The organism is Collinsella sp. AF38-3AC (genome assembly GCF_003474365.1).
Classification (GTDB): domain Bacteria; phylum Actinomycetota; class Coriobacteriia; order Coriobacteriales; family Coriobacteriaceae; genus Collinsella.
Map to the genome: position 1 here is coordinate 125,553 of NZ_QROM01000004.1, position 18,795 is coordinate 144,347.

Annotated in this window: 14 protein-coding genes, 1 tRNA gene and 1 pseudogene; 4 read left to right on the top strand and 12 right to left on the bottom strand. The window is 59.8% G+C overall.

Annotation, left to right across the window (positions count from 1 at the left end):
- A pseudogene (locus DW029_RS11460) lies at positions 1 to 1,396 on the bottom strand (transcription-repair coupling factor); the annotation flags it as partial.
- A 322-nt stretch (positions 1,397 to 1,718) separates the two neighbouring features.
- On the opposite strand from DW029_RS11460, the gene DW029_RS04280 reads away from it, so the two are divergent.
- The 3 genes from DW029_RS04280 (at position 1,719) to DW029_RS04290 (ending at position 5,854) form a co-directional block, all read left to right on the top strand.
- Positions 1,719 to 2,675, top strand: a complete 957-nt coding sequence (locus tag DW029_RS04280; RefSeq protein WP_118345369.1) for an FHA domain-containing protein — start codon at positions 1,719 to 1,721, stop codon at positions 2,673 to 2,675.
- Positions 2,676 to 2,876: 201 nt separating this feature from the next.
- Entirely contained in the window at positions 2,877 to 4,829 is a 1,953-nt protein-coding gene (locus DW029_RS04285; protein ID WP_118345370.1) for a DUF6273 domain-containing protein, read from the top strand.
- 35 nt (positions 4,830 to 4,864) lie between these two features.
- Positions 4,865 to 5,854 carry an FHA domain-containing protein gene (locus DW029_RS04290; RefSeq protein WP_118345371.1) on the top strand — a complete coding sequence of 330 codons (990 nt, stop codon included), beginning with the start codon at positions 4,865 to 4,867 and terminating at the stop codon, positions 5,852 to 5,854.
- A 136-nt stretch (positions 5,855 to 5,990) separates the two neighbouring features.
- Here the strand turns inward: DW029_RS04290 and DW029_RS04295 are convergent, their stop codons facing one another.
- Positions 5,991 to 8,372: a hypothetical protein gene (locus tag DW029_RS04295; RefSeq protein WP_118345372.1), complete on the bottom strand. Its 2,382-nt coding sequence runs from the start codon at positions 8,370 to 8,372 to the stop codon at positions 5,991 to 5,993.
- Positions 8,373 to 8,524: 152 nt separating this feature from the next.
- Entirely contained in the window at positions 8,525 to 8,602 is a 78-nt protein-coding gene (locus DW029_RS11855) for a hypothetical protein (RefSeq protein ID WP_118345386.1), read from the bottom strand.
- 309 nt (positions 8,603 to 8,911) lie between these two features.
- Between DW029_RS11855 and DW029_RS04305 the strand changes: the two genes are divergently transcribed.
- The gene (locus DW029_RS04305) at positions 8,912 to 10,069 is read left to right on the top strand and encodes an ATP-binding protein (RefSeq protein ID WP_118345373.1); all 1,158 of its coding nucleotides are present in this window, start codon (positions 8,912 to 8,914) and stop codon (positions 10,067 to 10,069) included.
- A gap of 80 nt (positions 10,070 to 10,149) precedes the next feature.
- On the opposite strand, the gene nth is transcribed toward DW029_RS04305, so the two are convergent.
- The 9 genes from nth to DW029_RS04350 form a co-directional block, all read right to left on the bottom strand.
- Positions 10,150 to 10,812, bottom strand: coding sequence for an endonuclease III (gene nth / locus DW029_RS04310; protein WP_118345374.1), 663 nt, complete (start codon positions 10,810 to 10,812; stop codon positions 10,150 to 10,152).
- Between the two features lie 63 nt (positions 10,813 to 10,875).
- Positions 10,876 to 12,678, bottom strand: a complete 1,803-nt coding sequence (locus tag DW029_RS04315; RefSeq protein WP_118345375.1) for an ABC transporter ATP-binding protein — start codon at positions 12,676 to 12,678, stop codon at positions 10,876 to 10,878.
- Between the two features lie 124 nt (positions 12,679 to 12,802).
- Positions 12,803 to 14,158 (bottom strand): DNA recombination protein RmuC, encoded by a 1,356-nt coding sequence (locus DW029_RS04320; protein ID WP_118345376.1) that lies wholly within the window; start codon positions 14,156 to 14,158, stop codon positions 12,803 to 12,805.
- A 124-nt stretch (positions 14,159 to 14,282) separates the two neighbouring features.
- Positions 14,283 to 14,717 (bottom strand): hypothetical protein, encoded by a 435-nt coding sequence (locus DW029_RS04325; protein WP_117735428.1) that lies wholly within the window; start codon positions 14,715 to 14,717, stop codon positions 14,283 to 14,285.
- A gap of 684 nt (positions 14,718 to 15,401) precedes the next feature.
- Positions 15,402 to 15,941, bottom strand: coding sequence for a rubrerythrin (rbr, locus tag DW029_RS04330; protein ID WP_117735427.1), 540 nt, complete (start codon positions 15,939 to 15,941; stop codon positions 15,402 to 15,404).
- Between the two features lie 98 nt (positions 15,942 to 16,039).
- The gene (locus tag DW029_RS04335) at positions 16,040 to 16,945 is read right to left on the bottom strand and encodes an adenine glycosylase (RefSeq protein WP_118345377.1); all 906 of its coding nucleotides are present in this window, start codon (positions 16,943 to 16,945) and stop codon (positions 16,040 to 16,042) included.
- A 21-nt stretch (positions 16,946 to 16,966) separates the two neighbouring features.
- On the bottom strand, positions 16,967 to 17,452 hold the full coding sequence (locus tag DW029_RS04340) for an Rrf2 family transcriptional regulator (protein ID WP_117743111.1): 486 nt from the start codon (positions 17,450 to 17,452) through the stop codon (positions 16,967 to 16,969).
- Between the two features lie 359 nt (positions 17,453 to 17,811).
- Positions 17,812 to 17,889: transfer RNA gene (locus tag DW029_RS04345), tRNA-Asp, on the bottom strand.
- 408 nt (positions 17,890 to 18,297) lie between these two features.
- Positions 18,298 to 18,765 (bottom strand): YfcE family phosphodiesterase, encoded by a 468-nt coding sequence (locus DW029_RS04350; RefSeq protein WP_117735424.1) that lies wholly within the window; start codon positions 18,763 to 18,765, stop codon positions 18,298 to 18,300.
- Positions 18,766 to 18,795: the final 30 nt, after the last annotated feature.

Here is an 18,795-nt window from a genome sequence, read left to right on the forward strand (position 1 = left end):
CCGCGCCCGCCTCGAGCGGGCGGGCGTTGAGCGCGTCGGCATGGCGCTCGCGAATCGAGGCATGGGCCCCCTGGCGGGCGGCGCGGTCGGCAGAATCCGCCGCCGCCACACGTACACGGTCGCCGATAACGCCGGCGTTTTCGGGGGCGGCAGTCAGCGACTCCTCAAAGGTAATGCCCGCATCGCCAAAGGTGAGCTCCATCGACTCGCGCGCACCGCGGTCGGGAATGGCAAACACGCAAGCGTAGCGCTTGCCCACAACCTCCTGAATGCGCGTCATAAATCGATTGTCCGAGCCCGCAATGGCCGGCTGCTCAATCTTGAGCTCGGCCGTAACCGCGCCGCCGGCACGAATCAGGCTCACGTAGTTCAGACGCTGCTGAGCACCAAAGTCGAGCTGCTGGGCACGCACGTACAGACCGTCCAGACGGTCAATCCCCGCCTCGTCGGCACGGGCTTCGATATCCTCGTAGGCACGTAGGCAGTCGTCGAACAGCGAGCGCGGCTCGGACAGGACCACAAGTGCCTTGCCGCTCACGTGCGCCAACGGGCTCACGGTCTGGCCGTACATCACCGGCAAAAAGCGGTCGAGCTCGGGCGTGACGATGCGCGCGTCCACCATCTCGAGCAGCGCCGCCAGCTTGCTGTCGTCCTGGCTGGCGCGGTAGAGCGCCACATGCATGTTGTGGACTGCCTCGTCGGTGAGCGCCAGCTCGCGGCAGGGGAAGATCTCAATGCTGTCCTCGTTGCCGATGGTTTGGCCCGTGGAACTCACCATGCGACGGATGCGGTCGATCTCGTCGCCAAAGAACTCAATGCGCACGGGTGCCTTCTCCTGCGCGGGAAACACCTCGACGGTGTCGCCGTGCACGCGGAACAGGCCGGGCGCGTCGGCGGCACCGGCATTGGCGTAGCCCATGCCCACCAGGCGCTGCGGCACCTCGTCGAAGGGAATCTCCTCGCCCACCGTAAAAGTAGTGGACTCCCAATAGCGGCTCTCGACCGGCGGCACGCAACGCAGCAGTGCGCGAGCGGAGGCGACCATGATGCAGTTGTCCCCGCGCACGATGCGCCCGAGCGCCTCGCAGCGCTGGGCTACCACGGCGTCGTCGGGCGCCTGCTCGCGCCAAGGGTAGTCCTTGCGCTCGGGAAAGCGGCACACGTGCGCCAGGCCCACATAGGCGGCCAGACTGCGTGCGGCGCGATCGGCCGCATCCTCGCCACTCACAATGTAGACCGTGGGGCGCGGGCGACGCGCAAACTGGGCTGCCGCCATAAGCGTGCGACCCGACTGCGACACGGCCAGCGTCACGTCCTCGCCGGCATCGAGCCCCGCCTCAACGGTCTGCAGCGCCTCGGCAGTGTAGAGCTGCGCGGCTATACGGTGAATGAGCATATGGTCCTCCGGCATCGCAACGCCAAAAGCCCGCCGGGGCAGGCTCAGCGGGTCGTACGTCAAAGTTCATTGGTTTTTATGGTAGCGCACGGGCCCGTGCCTCAAAGCCAAAGCGACAGCATGCCAAATGTTGCCCACAACGGTCGTGCCGGCGCGCTGTCCCAGCTTATTAATCCACGCTGCCCTTATTTCTATTTGCTACCTTTCGAAAGCGATTTACGCCGTTCGTGCCCCCTGGCGAGCATTTCGAACCGCAAAGCGCCTATAATTGATGGTATTTCCCATTCTGTCCACTTTCATTGAGGGGGGGGGGTAAAATTTAATGGTCGATACTCCATCTTGTGTACTGTACGCCGGGCTTAAGTCGCTCGGCCGCATCAACAACGGCTGCGCTGCGCAAATTCTCATGGCCAGCAACGCCCGTTACGGTGGACGCCTCGTTTCCGAGCGTCTGACGGTCCCGTCGTTTATCTCACGCGAAATCGTCCACACTCAACCCGGCGACCTTCCCGAATCCCTATTTGCGCCCTTCGAGCAAAGCGCGCGCCAGATACTCAATCTCATCATGCAAAACCGAGGCTCCGATCCCCAATCGCTGAGCAAGGTCGTAAAACGCTATATGGAGTCGTGCGTCCCAGACATGCAGGATGCCCTTGCCAATTGCGGCGTCGACGGCATGCTCTTTAGAAACGGTGTCGAGCGCATCGAAACCGCCGCCAATAACGACATCAAAGATCGCCTCTACATCCATCTGCTCTTTTTTATCGTTACCGGCTGCCTGGGCGACCCCGCCCGCGCTATCGAATACACCGAGTCCTTTGTGTCCGACCAGATGCTCTCGACGCTCGGCACGGTCGAGACAACCGTCACCTCGTTTTTCTCGGCGACTGCGCGTCCCACGGGCGACATTCGCTTGGGGCTGTTGCGCGTCGTGGGCAACTCGGCGCGACCGCCGTTACGTCCCCTTACCACCGACCCGGTAGGCAGCATTATCGGGTCGCTGACGGGCGACGAGAACGCCATCACCGACGTCGATTCCGATGTCTCGCGCCAACATTTGCGCGTTTGGCTCCAAGACGGACACTGGCTTGCGCAGGGCCTCGACTCCACCAACGGATCGTTTTTGATCTCGGGGGTCGATCGCTGCCGGCAGTGTATCGAGCCGCCCCGCCGCGACCGCCCCGCCAACTTTGCCAACACTCCCGTCGAGATTCACAACGGAGACACGCTCTGCCTGGGCGCCACGACGCGTTTCTTGGTCATTCGCATCACAGACTAGCCCGCCCACACATCTTCGACGCACAAGGTGCCGTTATTTGCATCATCCCCTGCAAATAACGGCACCTTTTCGATTAAGGCAACGGTTGCGCTACCTTTTCACTAACATTATGGCTATGCACTTTTTCTCGAAAGGATCGCCCCGTGACGTACGACACGGACATGAATATCATCGCGTTGTCCCCCCTTTGAACCAAACGCCATGTTTGCGACCACCGAAGACCCTGATACCATTCGCCGCTTTACCACCCTGTTGGATTGCGGGGCAGTCGGCGGCGGTTCCCACCATCTTCACAAGGTCGCCAACACCGAGGGCGAGACCTTTGCGCTCAAGACGCTGTGGCCCCTCAGCGGCTGTGGTGAAAATGGCTCCGCTGTCAGCCCCTCGGGCATCAAGACGCTTACCGAGGAATATCGCAATCTTGCAGCCGTCTCACTGTTGGGCGGCTTTCCCAAAACCTATGGCTACGGTTATACCAGCAACACGCCGGTCATCCTTATGGAGTGGATTGAGGGCCTGCCCCTTCGCGATGCCGTGGCAGAGCTAACCGATCCCGCCGAGGGCGGCCACATTCCCGCAAACACCGTCGCCGCAATCGGAAAACGCCTGGGAGAGATTCTCCTGGGTGCTCAAAAGCTCGATGCGCCGTTTGTGCACCGTGATATCTCCTTGCGCAATATCATCATTCGCACAACGCGCCGGCCCCTTGCCCAGCAGATTGCACACTGCAGTTTTGACCTTTGCCTGGTCGATCTGGGCAGCTCGAGTATCAAGCGCTCAGACCCCTCGTTTACCATGTCCACCGGCATCTGGCGCAACGGCACCCCCGAGTTCGCCCCGCCCGAGATGCTCTCCAGCGACATCCCCGAGCTGGCGCCGCTGCGCACGTCGCCCAGCATTGATACATACGAGCTCTGCAGCGTGCTCTATACGCTCTATGCCGGCCACACGCCATATCGCCTAAGCGAGCATATGGACCAGTCGCCCTACCTGTACAAGATCGAGCACGAGCCCGAGCCGCTTGAGGCGCGCGTGCCCGGCGATCAAAAGCTCGTCGATGTCATCATGAGCGGCATCCATAACGAGCAGTCCCAGCGCGCGCCGCTTTCTTCGATTGTCGGCAAGCTCGATGCCTGGATCAAAGACATCGATTTTGAGCCGCGCACGCCGCTGCCCACCCCTATCGACGCCAGCCAAAAGCAAAAGGCATCCGGCTCCGACAAGTCTCAGGTGCATCGCCCGCTCATCTCGCGGCGCGCCGCGCTCGTGTTCGGCGGCGTCTGCGTTGCCGGCATCGCAGCTTCCGCCATTGCCACGGGGTGCTGGGGGCTTATCGACCTGGCACACGGCATCAAGCCGTCACTCGACGATTACACCTGGGAAGAACTCGCCCTGATCTCCCGCAAAATCCAAGAGACATCCTCCAACAAAAAGGCGCTCGAGATTGCCGAAACCTACCACCTGGTAAACAGCAAGTATTCGCTCGAAGACGAGAGCACCAAGACCATCAGGCTTTCCGACGGAACACAGGCGCAGGTCCAGATCGTCGGCTTTAAGGCAGACACACTCACCGATAATGGTTCCCCCGCGGGCATCACCTTTATGTTCCGCACCCCCATCGCCATGCGTCCTGTCAACGACAGCGCCGCGTCGGGCGGCTGGGAGCAGTCATCCCTTCGCGCGTGGCTGGCGGACAAGGGTATGGCCATGCTGCCCGACGATCTTCGCCATCAGATTCGCTCGGTGCGAAAGCTCACCAACAACACCGGTGGCACCAAAGACGCCGGCAGCATCACCACCACCGACGACAAGCTGTGGCTGCCGTCCATGAGTGAGCTATGCGGCTACCAGGCGCCCGAAACATTCGCAGAAGGCTACGAGTACCTTTCTGCCCTCTACAGCGGAGAAGGCGACCAGTACCAGCTCTATCACGAGCAGGGCATAAGCGGCCTGACCACCAACGATGCCATGATCCGCACCGTCGACGGTAAGAAGATCTGCTATTGGGAGCGCACTCCCAGCGCCGACTGCAGCGAGGAAGCCGACTCGACGTACTTTAACCGCGTTGGAAAAGACGGCGACGTGTTTAGCTGGGCAACGCCCGGAAACAAACCGGACCAAATGACCTATGTCCTGCCCGGCTTTTGCATCTAACACCTTCCGCGGATACCAGAAAGGAGCCTTGCATCATGCGTGCGGAAACACCTTCCGAGGTGCTCTTTGATTTCCTTAAGTGCGACCTGCAGATCAATAACCGCGAAGCGGCGCGCATCTTGATTTCGGACAAGCCGATGGGCTCCAAACCGGCCCCAAGGTTTCGCATTACCGAAAAGACGTTCCTATCGCGACGCGTGGTGCACGTCGTTCCGGGTACCGACAAGATCGACCCCGAGATGTTTGCCGATTTTTCGCAGAGCGTCCAGAACTTGACCGCCGCTGCAAAAGTCGGCGGCGACAGCGGTCCAGCGGCCGCCAACGCTCGCCAGCAAGCCATTACGGCGCATGCCCTCGAGCGCATGGCAACGTCGCTCGAACACTGGGAGCTCGATGGTTCCATCCTGCGCAATATCTTTGACCGCATCGCCGTCATGCCGGGCCTCAAGCAAAGCGACCGGCGCCTTTTGGAGTTCCTTGCGCTAACAGTCTGTGGATGCCTAGCCGATCCCAATGCCGCCGCCTCCAAGGTCAAAGACTTTGCCATAACGCAGCTAGCCCAGACCTTTGGCACGCTCGAGACCACCGAGGTCGTCCAGGCGCAGGATACCAACCACAAGGTCAACGAGCCTCCTGCAAAACTGGGGCTGCTCAGGCTTGCGAAAGACGGCTCGGCCTTGCCGCCGATCTATCCCTTGAGCCTCGATCCCGAGGGTACAGTTCTAGGCTCATTCGCACACGACAGAAACGCCATCACCAATGTAGGACCCGATGTATCCCGCCGGCACCTGCGCGTGGCGTTTTCTAACGGCACATGGCTCGCAAGCGGCCTTCACTCCACCAATGGAACGGTGCTGGTGACACGCAGCGGCGCGACCACCGTTATCGAAAAGCCACGCTCGCTGCGCTCCGCCGGTGACGAGGGCAAGCAGATTCCTATCCACGACGGCGACCTGCTCAAGCTGGGCTCCTCGACCGATTTTTTGGTGCTGAAGATCTCCTCGAACGTACGAGCATTGGCCTAGGGCCGAGCTCGCCCAATAAGAATCAACGCAAAAGAGCGCCGCTGCACACATCGCAGCGGCGCTCTTTTGTACAAAGGCGCCCCCGGCATTGTAACCGGGGGCGCCTATAAAGGGGAAACGAGCTTAAAAAGCTACATTAGGCATTAAAGCGGCGGCGGGTAGCACCAGCGGCGATGGCAGCAGCACCCAGACCGGCGATGATCGTAACCTGAGCGGCGACGCTATCACCAGTGGTGGGGAGGGCAGCCTCGTCGGCCTTCTTCTCGTCCTTGGCGGGAGTCTTGGTCGTCGTGGTGGTCGTGGTAGTCACCTGCGGCTGAGTGGGCTCAACATAGGGAACCAGGGAATCCAGGACCTTCTTGGCGGCATTGAGCTGAGCCAGGGCATTAGCCTGGGCCTGCATGGCGAGCTGGTGATTAGCATAAGCGTCGAGAACATCGCTCTGGGCCTGCTCGTACTTGGCACCAGCAGCAATAGCCTCGTCGGACTTAACCTCGAGGTTAGCGTTGGCGTCCTCGAGAGCCATAGCGGCCTCGTCCTTAGCCTTCTGAGCGTCGGCGAGAGCAACCTGAGCGGCGTTGGCGGCGGCAAGAGCCTTGTTCCAAGCAGCCTTCTTGGCGTCAAGGGTATTCTTAGCCTTCAGGGCCTCGTTCTCGAGGTCGTTGTACTCCTGGCCCAGCTTATCAGCCTTGGCAGCGGCAGCCTTGAGCGCATCCTCGGCAGCCTTAACGATCTGCGGCTTCTTCTTGGCCGCGGCGAGAGCCTGGTTAGCCTTAACCTGCTCATCGATGGCAGCATCACGGTCGGCCTTAGCATCCTCGGCAGCCTTAGCAGCCTTATCAGACTTGTTCAGAGCCTCATTGTAAGCCTTACCAGACTCGTCCGCCTTGTCCATGGCAGCATCAAATGCATCCTGAGCGTCCTTGACAGTCTGCTCCTTGCCCTGAGCAGCCTTCAGGTCAGCCTCGGCCTGAGCCTTCTTGTCGGTCGTCTTGTGCCAAGCAGCATTAGCCTCATCGGCAGCCTTGCGAGCCGTCAGAGCCTCGTTGTCGAGCTCGTTGTACTCCTGGCCGAGCTTGTCGGCGTCGGCCTTGAGATCGTCATACTTATCTGCAAGCGCGACCTTATCAATCGCGGCATCCTTCTGAGCAGCGAGCTCTTCGAGCTCCTTGGTGTGCTCCTGAAGCGTTGCATATGCATCGTTATTGGTGTCCTGAGCCGTAGTGAACGCAGTCTGGGCGTTCTTCACGTCAGCCTGAGCCTTCTGATAGCGATCGAAGCTACCACCCTGACCATAGGCCTGGTTATACCAGTACTGCTCGCCATCCGAATTACCGCTATCGGTAGCAGAGAACATATTGTTCACATCGCTGTCAAAATCTACCTTTGCAGCGGTGCAAGCATCCTTGGCAGCAGCGAGCGCTTCGTTGGCAGCCTGCAGCTCATCGATGGACTTGTTGTAGGCTTCCTGGTCCCTGCGGACTTCGTTGTCCTTGTCGCTCCACTTCTGATAGACCTCGTCGCGCGCAGCCTCGTTTGCCTTACGGTTAGCGACGGCAACCTGAGCCTCGTTGGCCTCGGCGAGCTTAGCGTCCCAGTCACTCTTCTTAGCCTCGCGCGCCTTCTCGGCAGCGAGGGCCTTGTTGTCAAGCTCGTTGAACTTGGCAGCAGCCTCATCGTCGGCCTTGGTGGCAGCCTTAAGGGCAGCCTCAGCATCCTCGACAGAGGGAAGCTTCTTGGCAGCCTCGAGAGCAACCTGGGCGTCGTTGGCGACCTTCAGGTCAGCCTTCATCGTGGCCTCGGCATCCTTGGCAGTCTGCTCAGCCTTAGCAGCAGCGTTGTCAAGGTCGCTCCACTCCTGATAAAGCTTGTCGGCCTTCTTGGTGGCAGCGTCGTAGGTGGCCTGAGCCTCCTCCTCGGAGGTCAGGTTCTTGGCGTTCTCAAAAGCAACCTGAGCGTCATTCTGAGCCTTGACGGCCTCGTCCCACTCAGCCTTCTTAGCGTCGGCGGCGGCGCGAGCGTCCTCGGCCTTCTTCTCGTACTGGTTCTCGTTGTACTCGGTACCGAGCTTGTCGGCCTCGGCCACAGCGTCCTCGTAAGCCTTCTGGGCCTCACCCAGAGCCTTCTCGGCGTCTGCAAGCTGAGCCTGAGCAGTGTACACGGCCTCCTTCGCGTCCTCAAGGGCGTTCTGGGCCTCCTGGTTGCTGGCCTTAGCCTCGGCCTCAGCAGCCTTAGCCTCGTCGTAGGCCTTCTCGGCCTTCTCGACGTTAGCCTTAGCCTCGTCGTAGGCCTTCTGAGCCTTCTCGACGTCGGCCTTAGCAGCAGCGATCTCTTCCTTGCTGGCCTGCTTCTGCTCGGCCTTGACGTCGTCGTTGGCGTCGGTGCCGGACTCAGCGAAAGCAGCGGTCTGCAGGACCGGAGACAGTGCGAGGCTGGCGGTAACTGCCATGGTTACCGCAGGCTTAGCAAGATTGAGCTTGGGTTGCGCTTTTTTGTGCGCGGGCTGATACTTTGCCATGTTTTCCCCTTTGTTCAGATACAGCCCGTCTCGAAAAAACGAGACAGATTTACTAATGCATGGTCTATTTAAAAGGGAAAAAACGCGAATTGGTTGCGCAACCAAGCTATATCTAAGGTTTGAGACTTTTTTGCAAAAAAGTTTGCAAAAAGCTATTGCACCACCCGTACGCTGGGGCAAAGGTCTGCCAGCGGGCACTCGTCGCACTTAGGTTTGCGAGCGTCGCGCAAACTGCACGGCGGCCATCAGCACCCGTTCCGCTCACCCAAAACGCGCATGCCCAACGCCCTCGGTACAAAACATCCTGATCGAACAGCATCAATTATCAGCTGCCACCTGCACTACTTTGTAATTATGGCAATTCCTACTTTATAGTTGTGGTAAGTTCTACTTAGTAATTATGGTTGTTTTGCCTGACAAAGTGGCAAATCCCAAAGACCTGCCACGATGCCCGGCGGATACCCACAAACTCGGCACGAGGTTTTCGAACTAAAAGCATGCCTGAGAGCGTGCGATACAAGGCACGAAGGGCGTTAAAAATGATTGAGCGAACCATGGCCCAAAAGCTACGCGACATGTCAGAATGGTTTCCCGTCGTCTCGCTTACAGGGCCACGCCAAAGCGGCAAGTCAACTCTCATCAAGGCCGTCTTTCCTGAATATGAATATCTCAACCTCGAGAACCCGGAAATCCGTCGCGCCGCACTCGATGACCCCGTCGGCTTTATCAGGAGACGACCCGATCATCTAATCATCGACGAGGCCCAATATGCACCGGAACTGTTCAGCATGATTCAAGTCGCCTCCGACGAACGCGTAAAGGCCGGCCAGTATGTATTGTCCGGCTCGCAAAACTTTTTGCTCATGCACAATATCCAGCAATCGCTTGCCGGGCGCGTCGGCATGCTCAAGCTCCTACCCCTCTCCTACCAGGAGCTTGGCGATGCGCAAATCTCGCTTGACACCTACCTGATTCGCGGGGGATACCCGCGCATATATGATGCGGGCATCCCCACCGATGTGTTCTTTCAAAATTACCTTATGACCTACGTAGAACGCGACGCGGGCGGCCTTCTCGACGTGCGCAACCTGAGCTCCTTTAGAAAAATGATCGGGCTGTGCGCGGCTTGCGTGGGAGGACTGCTCAATCTATCAAGACTCGCCGCCGATGTGGGAGTCGCCACGGCGACGATCAACTCGTGGCTTTCGATCCTGCAATCAAGCTATTTGGTGTTCCTGCTTCAGCCTTATGCCGGAAACATACGCAAGCGGCTTACCAAAGCGCCAAAACTGTACTTCTACGACACGGGGCTTCTTTGCCATCTGCTTGGCATTCACGACGAGCACAGTCTCATGAACCATCCCCTAAGCGGGGAAATTTTCGAAAACCTCGTTGTCTCGGAACGCCAGAAGGCGTATCTCAACAGAGGTATCGAGCCAACGCTCGCCTTTTATCGCGACGACAGCAAACGAGAGATCGACCTCATCGATCTAACAGAGCCGGCTCGCCCTCAGGCGTTCGAAATCAAATCGGGCGCTACTTATCGCGACTCATTCGCTCGACACCTACGCTCCGTTGGTTCCGAACTTGGCATTCCCGCAAAGGACCGAGCCGTCGTATATCACGGCTCCGAGAGCTACGATACCGAGGGCACATCGGTTGTGCCGGCAGAAGAGTTCTTGCTTCGGGAGCCGTAGCGAGCGTCGCGGGAACCGGCCACGCCTTGATTTGCGCAGCTTGGAGGCACGCAAGGGCGGCGGCGTCACGCCCTTGCAGCCTAGCTCACCCGTACGCTGGGGCAAAGGTCTGCCAGCGGGCATTCGTCGCACTTAGGCTTGCGAGCGTCGCAGATCTCGCGGCCAAAGGTGATCCATTGGTGGTTGACCGACTCCCAATACTCGTGCGGCAAAATCTTGAGCAGATCCTGCTCGGTCTTGAGCGGCTCCTTGGCGTGCGTCTTGGGACTCAGCATTAGGCGATGCGCGATGCGGTTGACGTGCGTATCGACCGCAATGCCCTCGACAATGCCAAACCCCACGTTGAGCACGATGTTCGCCGTCTTGCGCCCCACGCCCGGCAGCTTGACGAGCTCCTTCATGTCGGCCGGCACCTCGCCGCCATAGTCGGCGACGATCATCTGCGCGGCCTCGACGGCATGCTTGGCTTTGCTCTTGTAGAAGCCGAGTGACTTGATGGTGTCCGCCACGTCAGCCACGCTCGCCCCGGCCATGGCCTCGGGCGTGGGCCACCGGGCAAACAGCCGCGGCGTCACCTTGTTGACCTGCATATCGGTCGTTTGCGCCGAAAGCAGCACCGCGATCAGCAGGCGGAAGGGATTCTCGTGGTCCAAAAAGCACTCGACCGGGCCATAGCGACGGTTGAGGCGCTCACACACCTCGATGGCGCGCTCGCGCTTGGCGGCATTGGTCTCGCGTGGCATAACGACTCCTCGGCTCAACGGCACAATAAACTTATGAGCACAATTGTCCCACGTATAGGGTCGTTACGCTTCCAAAAATGCGCCGGTCTGGCGGCTCCACAGGCTCGCGTACTCGCCGCCCGCCTCGACGAGCTGCACATGCGTACCGTCCTCGACGATCTCGCCATCCGCCAGCACCACGATGCGGTCGAGCGCCGCCACGGTGGACAGGCGATGCGCCACCACAATGGAGGTGCGGCCGCGCATCAGGTTCTCGAGAGCTTCCTGCACCAACGCCTCGGACTCGCTATCGAGGGCAGACGTCGCCTCGTCGAGTACCAGAATCGGCGCGTCGGTGAGGATGGCACGGGCAATGGCCACGCGCTGACGCTGGCCGCCCGAGAGCTTGACGCCGCGCTCGCCCACCATGGTGTCAAAGCCACGGGGCAGGCGGTCGATAAACTCCAGGGCATTGGCCAGGCGCGCCGCCTCACGAATTTGCTCGTCGGTGGCGTCGGGGCGGCCGTAGGCGATATTCTCGCGAATGGAGCGGTGGAACAGCAGCGCCTCCTGCGGCACGTAGGCAACCTGGCGGCGCAGGCTCTGCTGCGTGCAGCGCGAGACATCCTGACCGTCCACGAGTACGCGGCCGCCCTGAACATCGTCCAGGCGCAGCAGCAGCTTGGTGAGCGTCGTCTTACCCGAGCCCGATTTGCCCACCAGGCCCACGCGCTGGCCCGCCGCCACATGAAGCGTCAGGTCATCGAACACGCTCTCACCCGCCGCAGCGTCACGGTACGCAAAGCTCAGGTGCTCAAAATCAATCGCGCCCTCGGTCACTTTGAGCTCAGGGGCGTCCGGGTCGTCTGCCACCAAACGTGGCTCGTCCAGCACGCGCGTCATCTCGGCGGCGTCACCCAGCGCGCGGTTGATACGCTGCATCATGGAGCTCACGTAGTTCAGACGCATGGTGAGGTTGTACGTATAGGTAAAGATCATGACGAGCGCGCCGGCCGAGATGCCAAACCACGCGTTGCCGCCCGCCACAAACACGCTCACCACGGCCATGGTGATGACGATAAGGCCCGAGGTCGTAAAGTTGCGCTGCATCATGGCGTGCATCGATACCGTCTCAGCATCGCGCGCGGCGCGGTCGGCGGCATCGAACAGATCGTGCTCAAAGTCCTCGCGCCCGCAGGTCTTGACGGCCAGGATGTTCGTGACCGCGTCGGACAGCACGCCCGAGAGCTTGTTTTGCGCGGCGGACGTCGCGGCCGAAAGCGGCATGATGCGCTTGTACATAAGCCAGACAAACGCAATGTAGACGACCATGATGCCCACCAGGATCACGGTAAATGTGGGCACCACCGGGGCGAGTGCCGCCACCGTGCAGACGACCGAGGTGATGGTGGGAATGAGCGAATACACCGTCACGTCCACCAGTCCCGTATAGCCGCTCATAAAACGGCTCGTCTGGCTAACGAGCGATCCGCCAAAACGGCTGGTGTGAAATGTCATGGATTGGTTGGAGAGCGTGTCGAAGCACAGACGCGCCAGGTGATAGTTGCCTGCGATTTCGAGCTTGTAGACGGTGTAGTCCTGTAGCTTGGAGAGGATCTGACCCACCAGGTTAACGAGTACGAGCGCCAGGATATAGGGGCCGAAGACCTCAAACACCTGGTCACCCGCCACGGGACCGGCTTGAACGCGGTCGACAATGAGGGCCATCACATAGGTATTGGCAAACGTCAGCAAAAAGATGTAGCCCGCCGACGAGAACACCGAGAGAAAGACGATCAGCGGCTGTGTGCGCGTGACGTCCCAAAAACGCTGCAGCGTGCGACGCACGGTTGAGCGTTTGAGCGGACTGGTGCTTCTCTGAGACATGGGCTTCCTTTCGCATCTGATAGGGCGAAACACCATTGTTGCACATTAAAGTGCGCTTTAGGCAAGTGCGATGCGAGAAGCGCTGCGCCCCGCACCTGCGCAGACGCCCCGCCGTCAGGTGCGGCTAATCCTCGTCTTCTTGCCCTGCAAGCAGGCCCGCAGACGTGAGCCCCAAGACCTCGTCGGCCTCCTCGGCATCTTCCAGCGCGTCGATGTCCTTGAGTTTGCGCTCCATAACGTTGGTGCGCGTGGTGATGATGCCCTCGACCGTTTTGCCCGCGGTCTCGATCTGCTGCTGGGCGCGGCGCAGCGCCGCCTGATAGCGCGGCAGCTCGGCCTTGACGGCGGAAAGCACGCGCAGCACGTCGTCGGTGCGTTTTTGCAACTTAAACGTCTGGTAGCTCATCTGCAGGCTGTTGAGGATGGCGGCCATGGTGCTGGGACCGGCTACGTTGACGTGATAGTCGCGGCCCAGGGTCTCGATAAGCCCAGGGCGGCTGACGACCTCGGCGTACAGGCCCTCAAACGGAACGAACAGGATGCCAAAGTTGGTGGTCGCGGGCACGCTCAGGTACTTTTCGCAGATGTCCTTTGCCTCGCGCTTCACCATGGTGTCGAGCGTCTTGCGCGCGGCGGCGACGGCCTCCGCGTCGCCCGACTCCTGGGCGTCGAGCAGATGCTCATACGCATCGCCCGGGAATTTGGAGTCGATTGGCAGCAGCACGGGGTCTCCCTCGTCTACCGGCAGCTTGACGGCAAACTCAACGCGCTCCGAGGCGCCGGGCTTGGTGGCGACGTTTTCCAGATACTGGTCGGGCGTAAGGATGTCCGCCAGGATCGCGCCCAGCTGCACCTCGCCCAAAATGCCACGCGCCTTCACATTGCCCAGTACGCGTTTAAGGTCGCCCACGCCGGTGGCGATAGATTGCATATCGCCCAGGCCCTTATACACGGCCTCGAGCTGGTCGCTCACCTGCTTAAACGATGCCGACAGACGGTCGTTGAGCGTGCGGGAGAGCTTCTCGTCCACCGTCGCGCGCATCTGATCGAGCTGCACGTTGTTGTCCTTGCGGATGGCGCCCAGCTGGGCATCGACCGTCTCGCGCACCTTGTCCAGGCGATGCTCGATGCCCTCGCGGTTGGCGCCGAGCTGTTGGGTCGTCTCGCGGCGCAGGTCATCCATACGGTCACCAGCTTGCGAGAACTCGCGTGCGATGGCCAGGTAACGTTGCTGCTCCACGGCCGCATCGGTCGTCTGCTGCTGCGCGATGGCATTGGCCGTGCGGCGGGTTTCAGCCAGCGCGACGTTCAGGGCATCGAGCGCGTTGTTGGCCTGCTCAAGTGCTGCCAGTGTTTCCGCGCTACTGTCGCCACGCTCCCGCAACTCGGCACGCAGGCTCTTGAGCTGGATGGCGCAAGCCACAGCAACCCCCACCGCCACCAAGGCGATCACAACAAGCACAATATCAATAGCAGACATAAACTCCGCCCAACAAACCCAATCGAGCACCAATCAAAACCGCGATCAATCTTACCCCGCCATACACACGGATCACTCACTGCCTTGCAGACAAATTTCTCTTAGAGCCGCGGGCGCTAAAACGCTAGCTCTCCCAGCCGGCGCGGATGGTTGTTATGACGTCACCTAGGCGCTGGCCCAGGGCCGCTAGATGTTGAAGCACCTCGTTGGGCGATGCGCCGTTGAGGATGCACGTGAGGGCATACGACGCCAGAAAGATGGCCGCAAGCCCCAACGGGATGAGCACGATCATCGCCAATGTGCGCAGGCGCTGGCCCAAACGGCGGCGGCGCGCGCGGCGTTTGTCGAACGCGAGCTCCTGCGCATATGAATCTTGCTGTACGGAATAGGCCTCTGGCGCCGATTCACACCCGGGCACAGCTGCAGGTACAGCAGCGGGCACGACGTTTTGCACAGGCGCCTGGTTGGCAACCCCTTGCATTTGCATCTCCATGAGTCGTTGCTGCTGACGCAGCATGCGCTCAGCTTGTTGCTGCGGAGTCTCAAGAAACAGATCCATGTTGGCCTCCAAAATCGGGGCATTCGACGCTTACGGCCAGCATCCCGCACCGCCATGACCGCGGCAACGCAATCGCCGGCAATAGCCACAAAGTTTCTTTTGCTCAAAAGCTGTCGAAAAGCTCAACAACTCCCCTACCAGCACTTTCTCTGAGCTTTTTTCGCCAGCAATCTTTTGGCCTTCCACCCTTACGCCAGCTGACCAAAATCTAACCAAAAGCTTGACGAAAATTGTGGAGACCGGGACCTCAAGTAAAACGTGACAGCCCCAAGCGAAGCAGCCTGGACAGTTAGTTCAGATATGTATAAATCAGACCCCCCACAGAAGGGCCGACACGCTCCGTTTGCCGCATTTTAGTCCCCCATAACGGACATCAAAGACCCAAAGTCAGGCGTAACAGGCATCCAAATGACGCCCAACAGACCTCCAAGGACCCAAAAGACAGCCATCGAGCGATTGGAAAATACGAATCTGAACTAACTGTCCACCCCCACACAAAACGTGCCGCCCCATAGGGGACGGCACACAAACTTTAATATCAGCTTTTCTGTAGCGAGCACGCGACGACCCAACGCCGGGGCGCGGGGCGGGGAGATGCCTTTCCCTCGCGCGACTCTGCGAAGCCGTGAGCGAGAGGGAAAGGTATCTCCCCGCCCCGCGCCCCGCAGCAGCCAGCGCCACGCGCTAGTAGTTCACCACCTGCTCCTCAAAGTACGCCTTCGGGTGGTTGCACACCGGGCACACCTCGGGCGCCTCGGCACCAACATGCAGGTGTCCGCAGTTCAGGCACTTCCACACCTTTACACCCTCGCGCTCAAACACCTCGCCCGACTCAATGCGCTCGACGAGCTTGTTGTAGCGCTCCTCGTGAGCCTTCTCGACAGCAGCGACGCCGCGGAACTTCGCGGCGATCTCGGCAAAGCCCTCCTCCTCGGCGGTCTTGGCAAACTCGTCGTACATCTCGGTCCACTCGTAGTTCTCTCCCGCGGCGGCATCGCGCAGGTTATCCAGAGTGCTGGGAACGGCGCCATCGTGCAGATACTTAAACCACAGCTTGGCGTGCTCGGACTCGTTGCCCGCCGTCTCGGCAAAGATATTCGAGATCTGAACGTAGCCGTCCTTTTTTGCCTTGGATGCATAGTAGCGATACTTGGTGTGCGCCTGAGACTCACCGGCAAAAGCAGTCTCGAGGTTCTTCTTGGTTTGAGAGCTCTCAAAATCCATAGGTGTACTTCCCTTCAATACATGCCGCCCATAGGCTTTGAGCGGCCTTATTTTATGGTACCCCCTGCCGAAAATCTAAACCTTAAAATTCGAGCGGGCTACACACTCAGCCAACGATCGTCCTCGGAGCGACAAAAGCCCTCGCGCTCCAGATCGGCCAGAATACTCGCGACCAGCTCGCGCTCGACCGACTCCCGGCCGGCCGCCGCCTCCATCTCGTCAACGCCTGCGACGGCCTCATCGAGCGTAATCCCCGCCGGCTGGCCATCGCGCGCTGCCAGCAACATGCGCACGATATGCGCGCGCTTTTGGCGACGCGAGCCCTCAAACTTTGATTGACGGCTATAGCCCGCCGAGCGCCTGGACGGATTGGGCAACGTCTTTTTTAGATATGCGCCGTAATCTAGCAACGCGTAATACCACGCGCGCGGCGTGTCGGCATCATCGAGCGGCATGGCAAAGGGAGCGATCTCGTCGGGCACCGCACCGGGGGCCGCCGGACAGGCCGCCTGAATTAGCGGCACCAGTTCGCGATCGGGAACGGCGGGCACATCGGGAAAGAAATGATGCAGAAAGACCGTGCGCACGTTAGTCTCCAGATACACACCCGGAAGATCAAACGCAAATGACCGGATGCCCTGCGCCGTCGCCGGGCCAATACCGGGCAGCGCGACCAGATCGCGCGTCTCACGCGGAAACTCCCCATCCCAGTCCTCTGCAACGCGCTGAGCGGCCTTGTGGAGCGCCAGAGCGCGTCGGTTGTAGCCCATGCCCTGCCAAGCGTCTAAAACATCGGAAGGCGCGGCCTGAGCGAGCGCCCGGACGGTCGGAAAGCGATCGAGCCACGCCGGCATGCGCGTCTCCACGCGCGGAACCTGTGTCTGCTGCAGCATGACCTCGGAGAGCCAGATGATATATGGGTCGCGCGTGCGGCGCCACGGAAGGTCGCGATAACGCAGGACCCCTTCCGAACGAATCATCGAACGAAAGGGGTCCTGAATCATGGCAATGCTCCTTATGCGGCGCTATTCCTCCCGGCAGGCGCACGCACAGGTGGCGTACTCGGGAAACGCATCGCGATCGGCGAACTTGGGATCGACAGCCGGGAACTGGCGATGGGCGACGATGTCGCCGAGCGAAACGGAATCGAGGTAGTCGCGCATCAACGCCTGGGCTCCGGCCCACAGGGGATGATAGCAGCACGTGCCCATGCGCGCACAGTCACCATCGGGCGCGGTGCAATCGTTCATAACCATAGGGCCCTGAACAGCCTCGACGACCTGGCGGATGGTGACATCGTCCGGACTGACCTTGAGACGCATTCCACCGTGGACGCCACGCAGGCTCTCCACAATACCGGCCTGGACCAAACCGTGTTGGATCGAACGGGCAAACGAATACGGGACATTGACCTCTTCGGCAGCGGTGCGAACAGAAAGCAAACGCTCCGGATCCTCGGTAAGCATCGCCAGCATACGAAGGGCGTAATCAGTCTTCCTCGATATGTCCATTTTTCCCCTTTCAAGGAATACGAACAGCTCGAACGAGCTCCGGGGCCGAGCTTGTGTCGAGACGCTAAATGACCGCTAGGACATCCAAATGATAAATAGGATATCCACTGAGTGCCGCGCTTGGAGCGAAATGCATCAGATGCGGCCTACAGTGCAATTTAGTATAACCTAACCCCCTGTCTCGTTGAACAGGTGTTGCGCAACAAAGCTGCTGTTTAGACAGATATACTTATTGGATTTTACTTGCGTTCCCGAAGGTACGGGGATTCTGGGCGAAGATGCGCCAGGGCGATCGTTCTATCGAAACAAAGTGCATCAAACGCAAAAAGCCACGTCCGAAGACGTGGCTTTAATTGCGTTGGCGGGAAGTACGGGGCTCGAACCCGCGACCTCCGACGTGACAGGCCGGCGCTCTAACCAAACTGAGCTAACTCCCCAGGCAGGCGTTCGCGTTTGTTTCCGCTCGCGTGCGCTGCGGGGATTAGTATACACAGAAGTCTGTCCGGCACGCAACAACTTTTTTGAAAAAATTTTTCGGTCCCTCCGGGAGGGTCTCCGGGGCTGAGGGCGGGGGTTAAGTTTGCTGCTCTACAGTCCTGCGCAAGACGGAAAGCACATTAAGTGCTTTCCTTTGCGTGCGGGACTCGCGACAAACTTAACCCCCGCCCTCAGCCCCGGAGACCCTCCCTGCCGTCACATTATTCAACCAGTTTTGTGGGCGTGCGCCGCTGCGCGGCTAGCCCGCGTGCTCCTCGGCGGGGTTGGTCTGATGGATCTTGTTGAACTTTGACCTTTGGCTCATAAAAAACGGGAGATGCGATCTGCATCCCCCGTTTTTGTTGCGGTTACTCTAGGTCAATAAACTTGGTACTTATGATTTGGCCGTCGTTGACGAGCATTCTGGCCATAGTGGGACCTCGGGTACCTCTGGGGTAGCTGGCGCTGCCCGGGTTGAGGACCAAGCAACGGCCCACTTGGGCTTCTTTGGTTACGTGGGTGTGGCCGTTGATGGCTACGTCTACGGATCCCACCGGGAGGTCTTCGCGGTAGTGGGCTACAGCGAATTTGAGGCCTTCGTAGGTAAAGAGCGCCAGGCGATCCACATCGGGGCCGTAGTCGCGGTAATAATCGTTGTTGCCCAGTACGGCCCGCACAGGGGCGATGGTGCATAGATGCTCGTAGTCCATCTCCGACGTAAGGTCGCCGGCATGGATAATCAAATCCGCACCTTTAAGCTCATCTAAGAGCGCGGGCGAAAGATAGCCGTGGGTGTCCGAGATGATGTCGATACGCTTGGCGCTTGCACTGTTCATGGGATCCCTTCCGCAAAAAACGATTTGGCA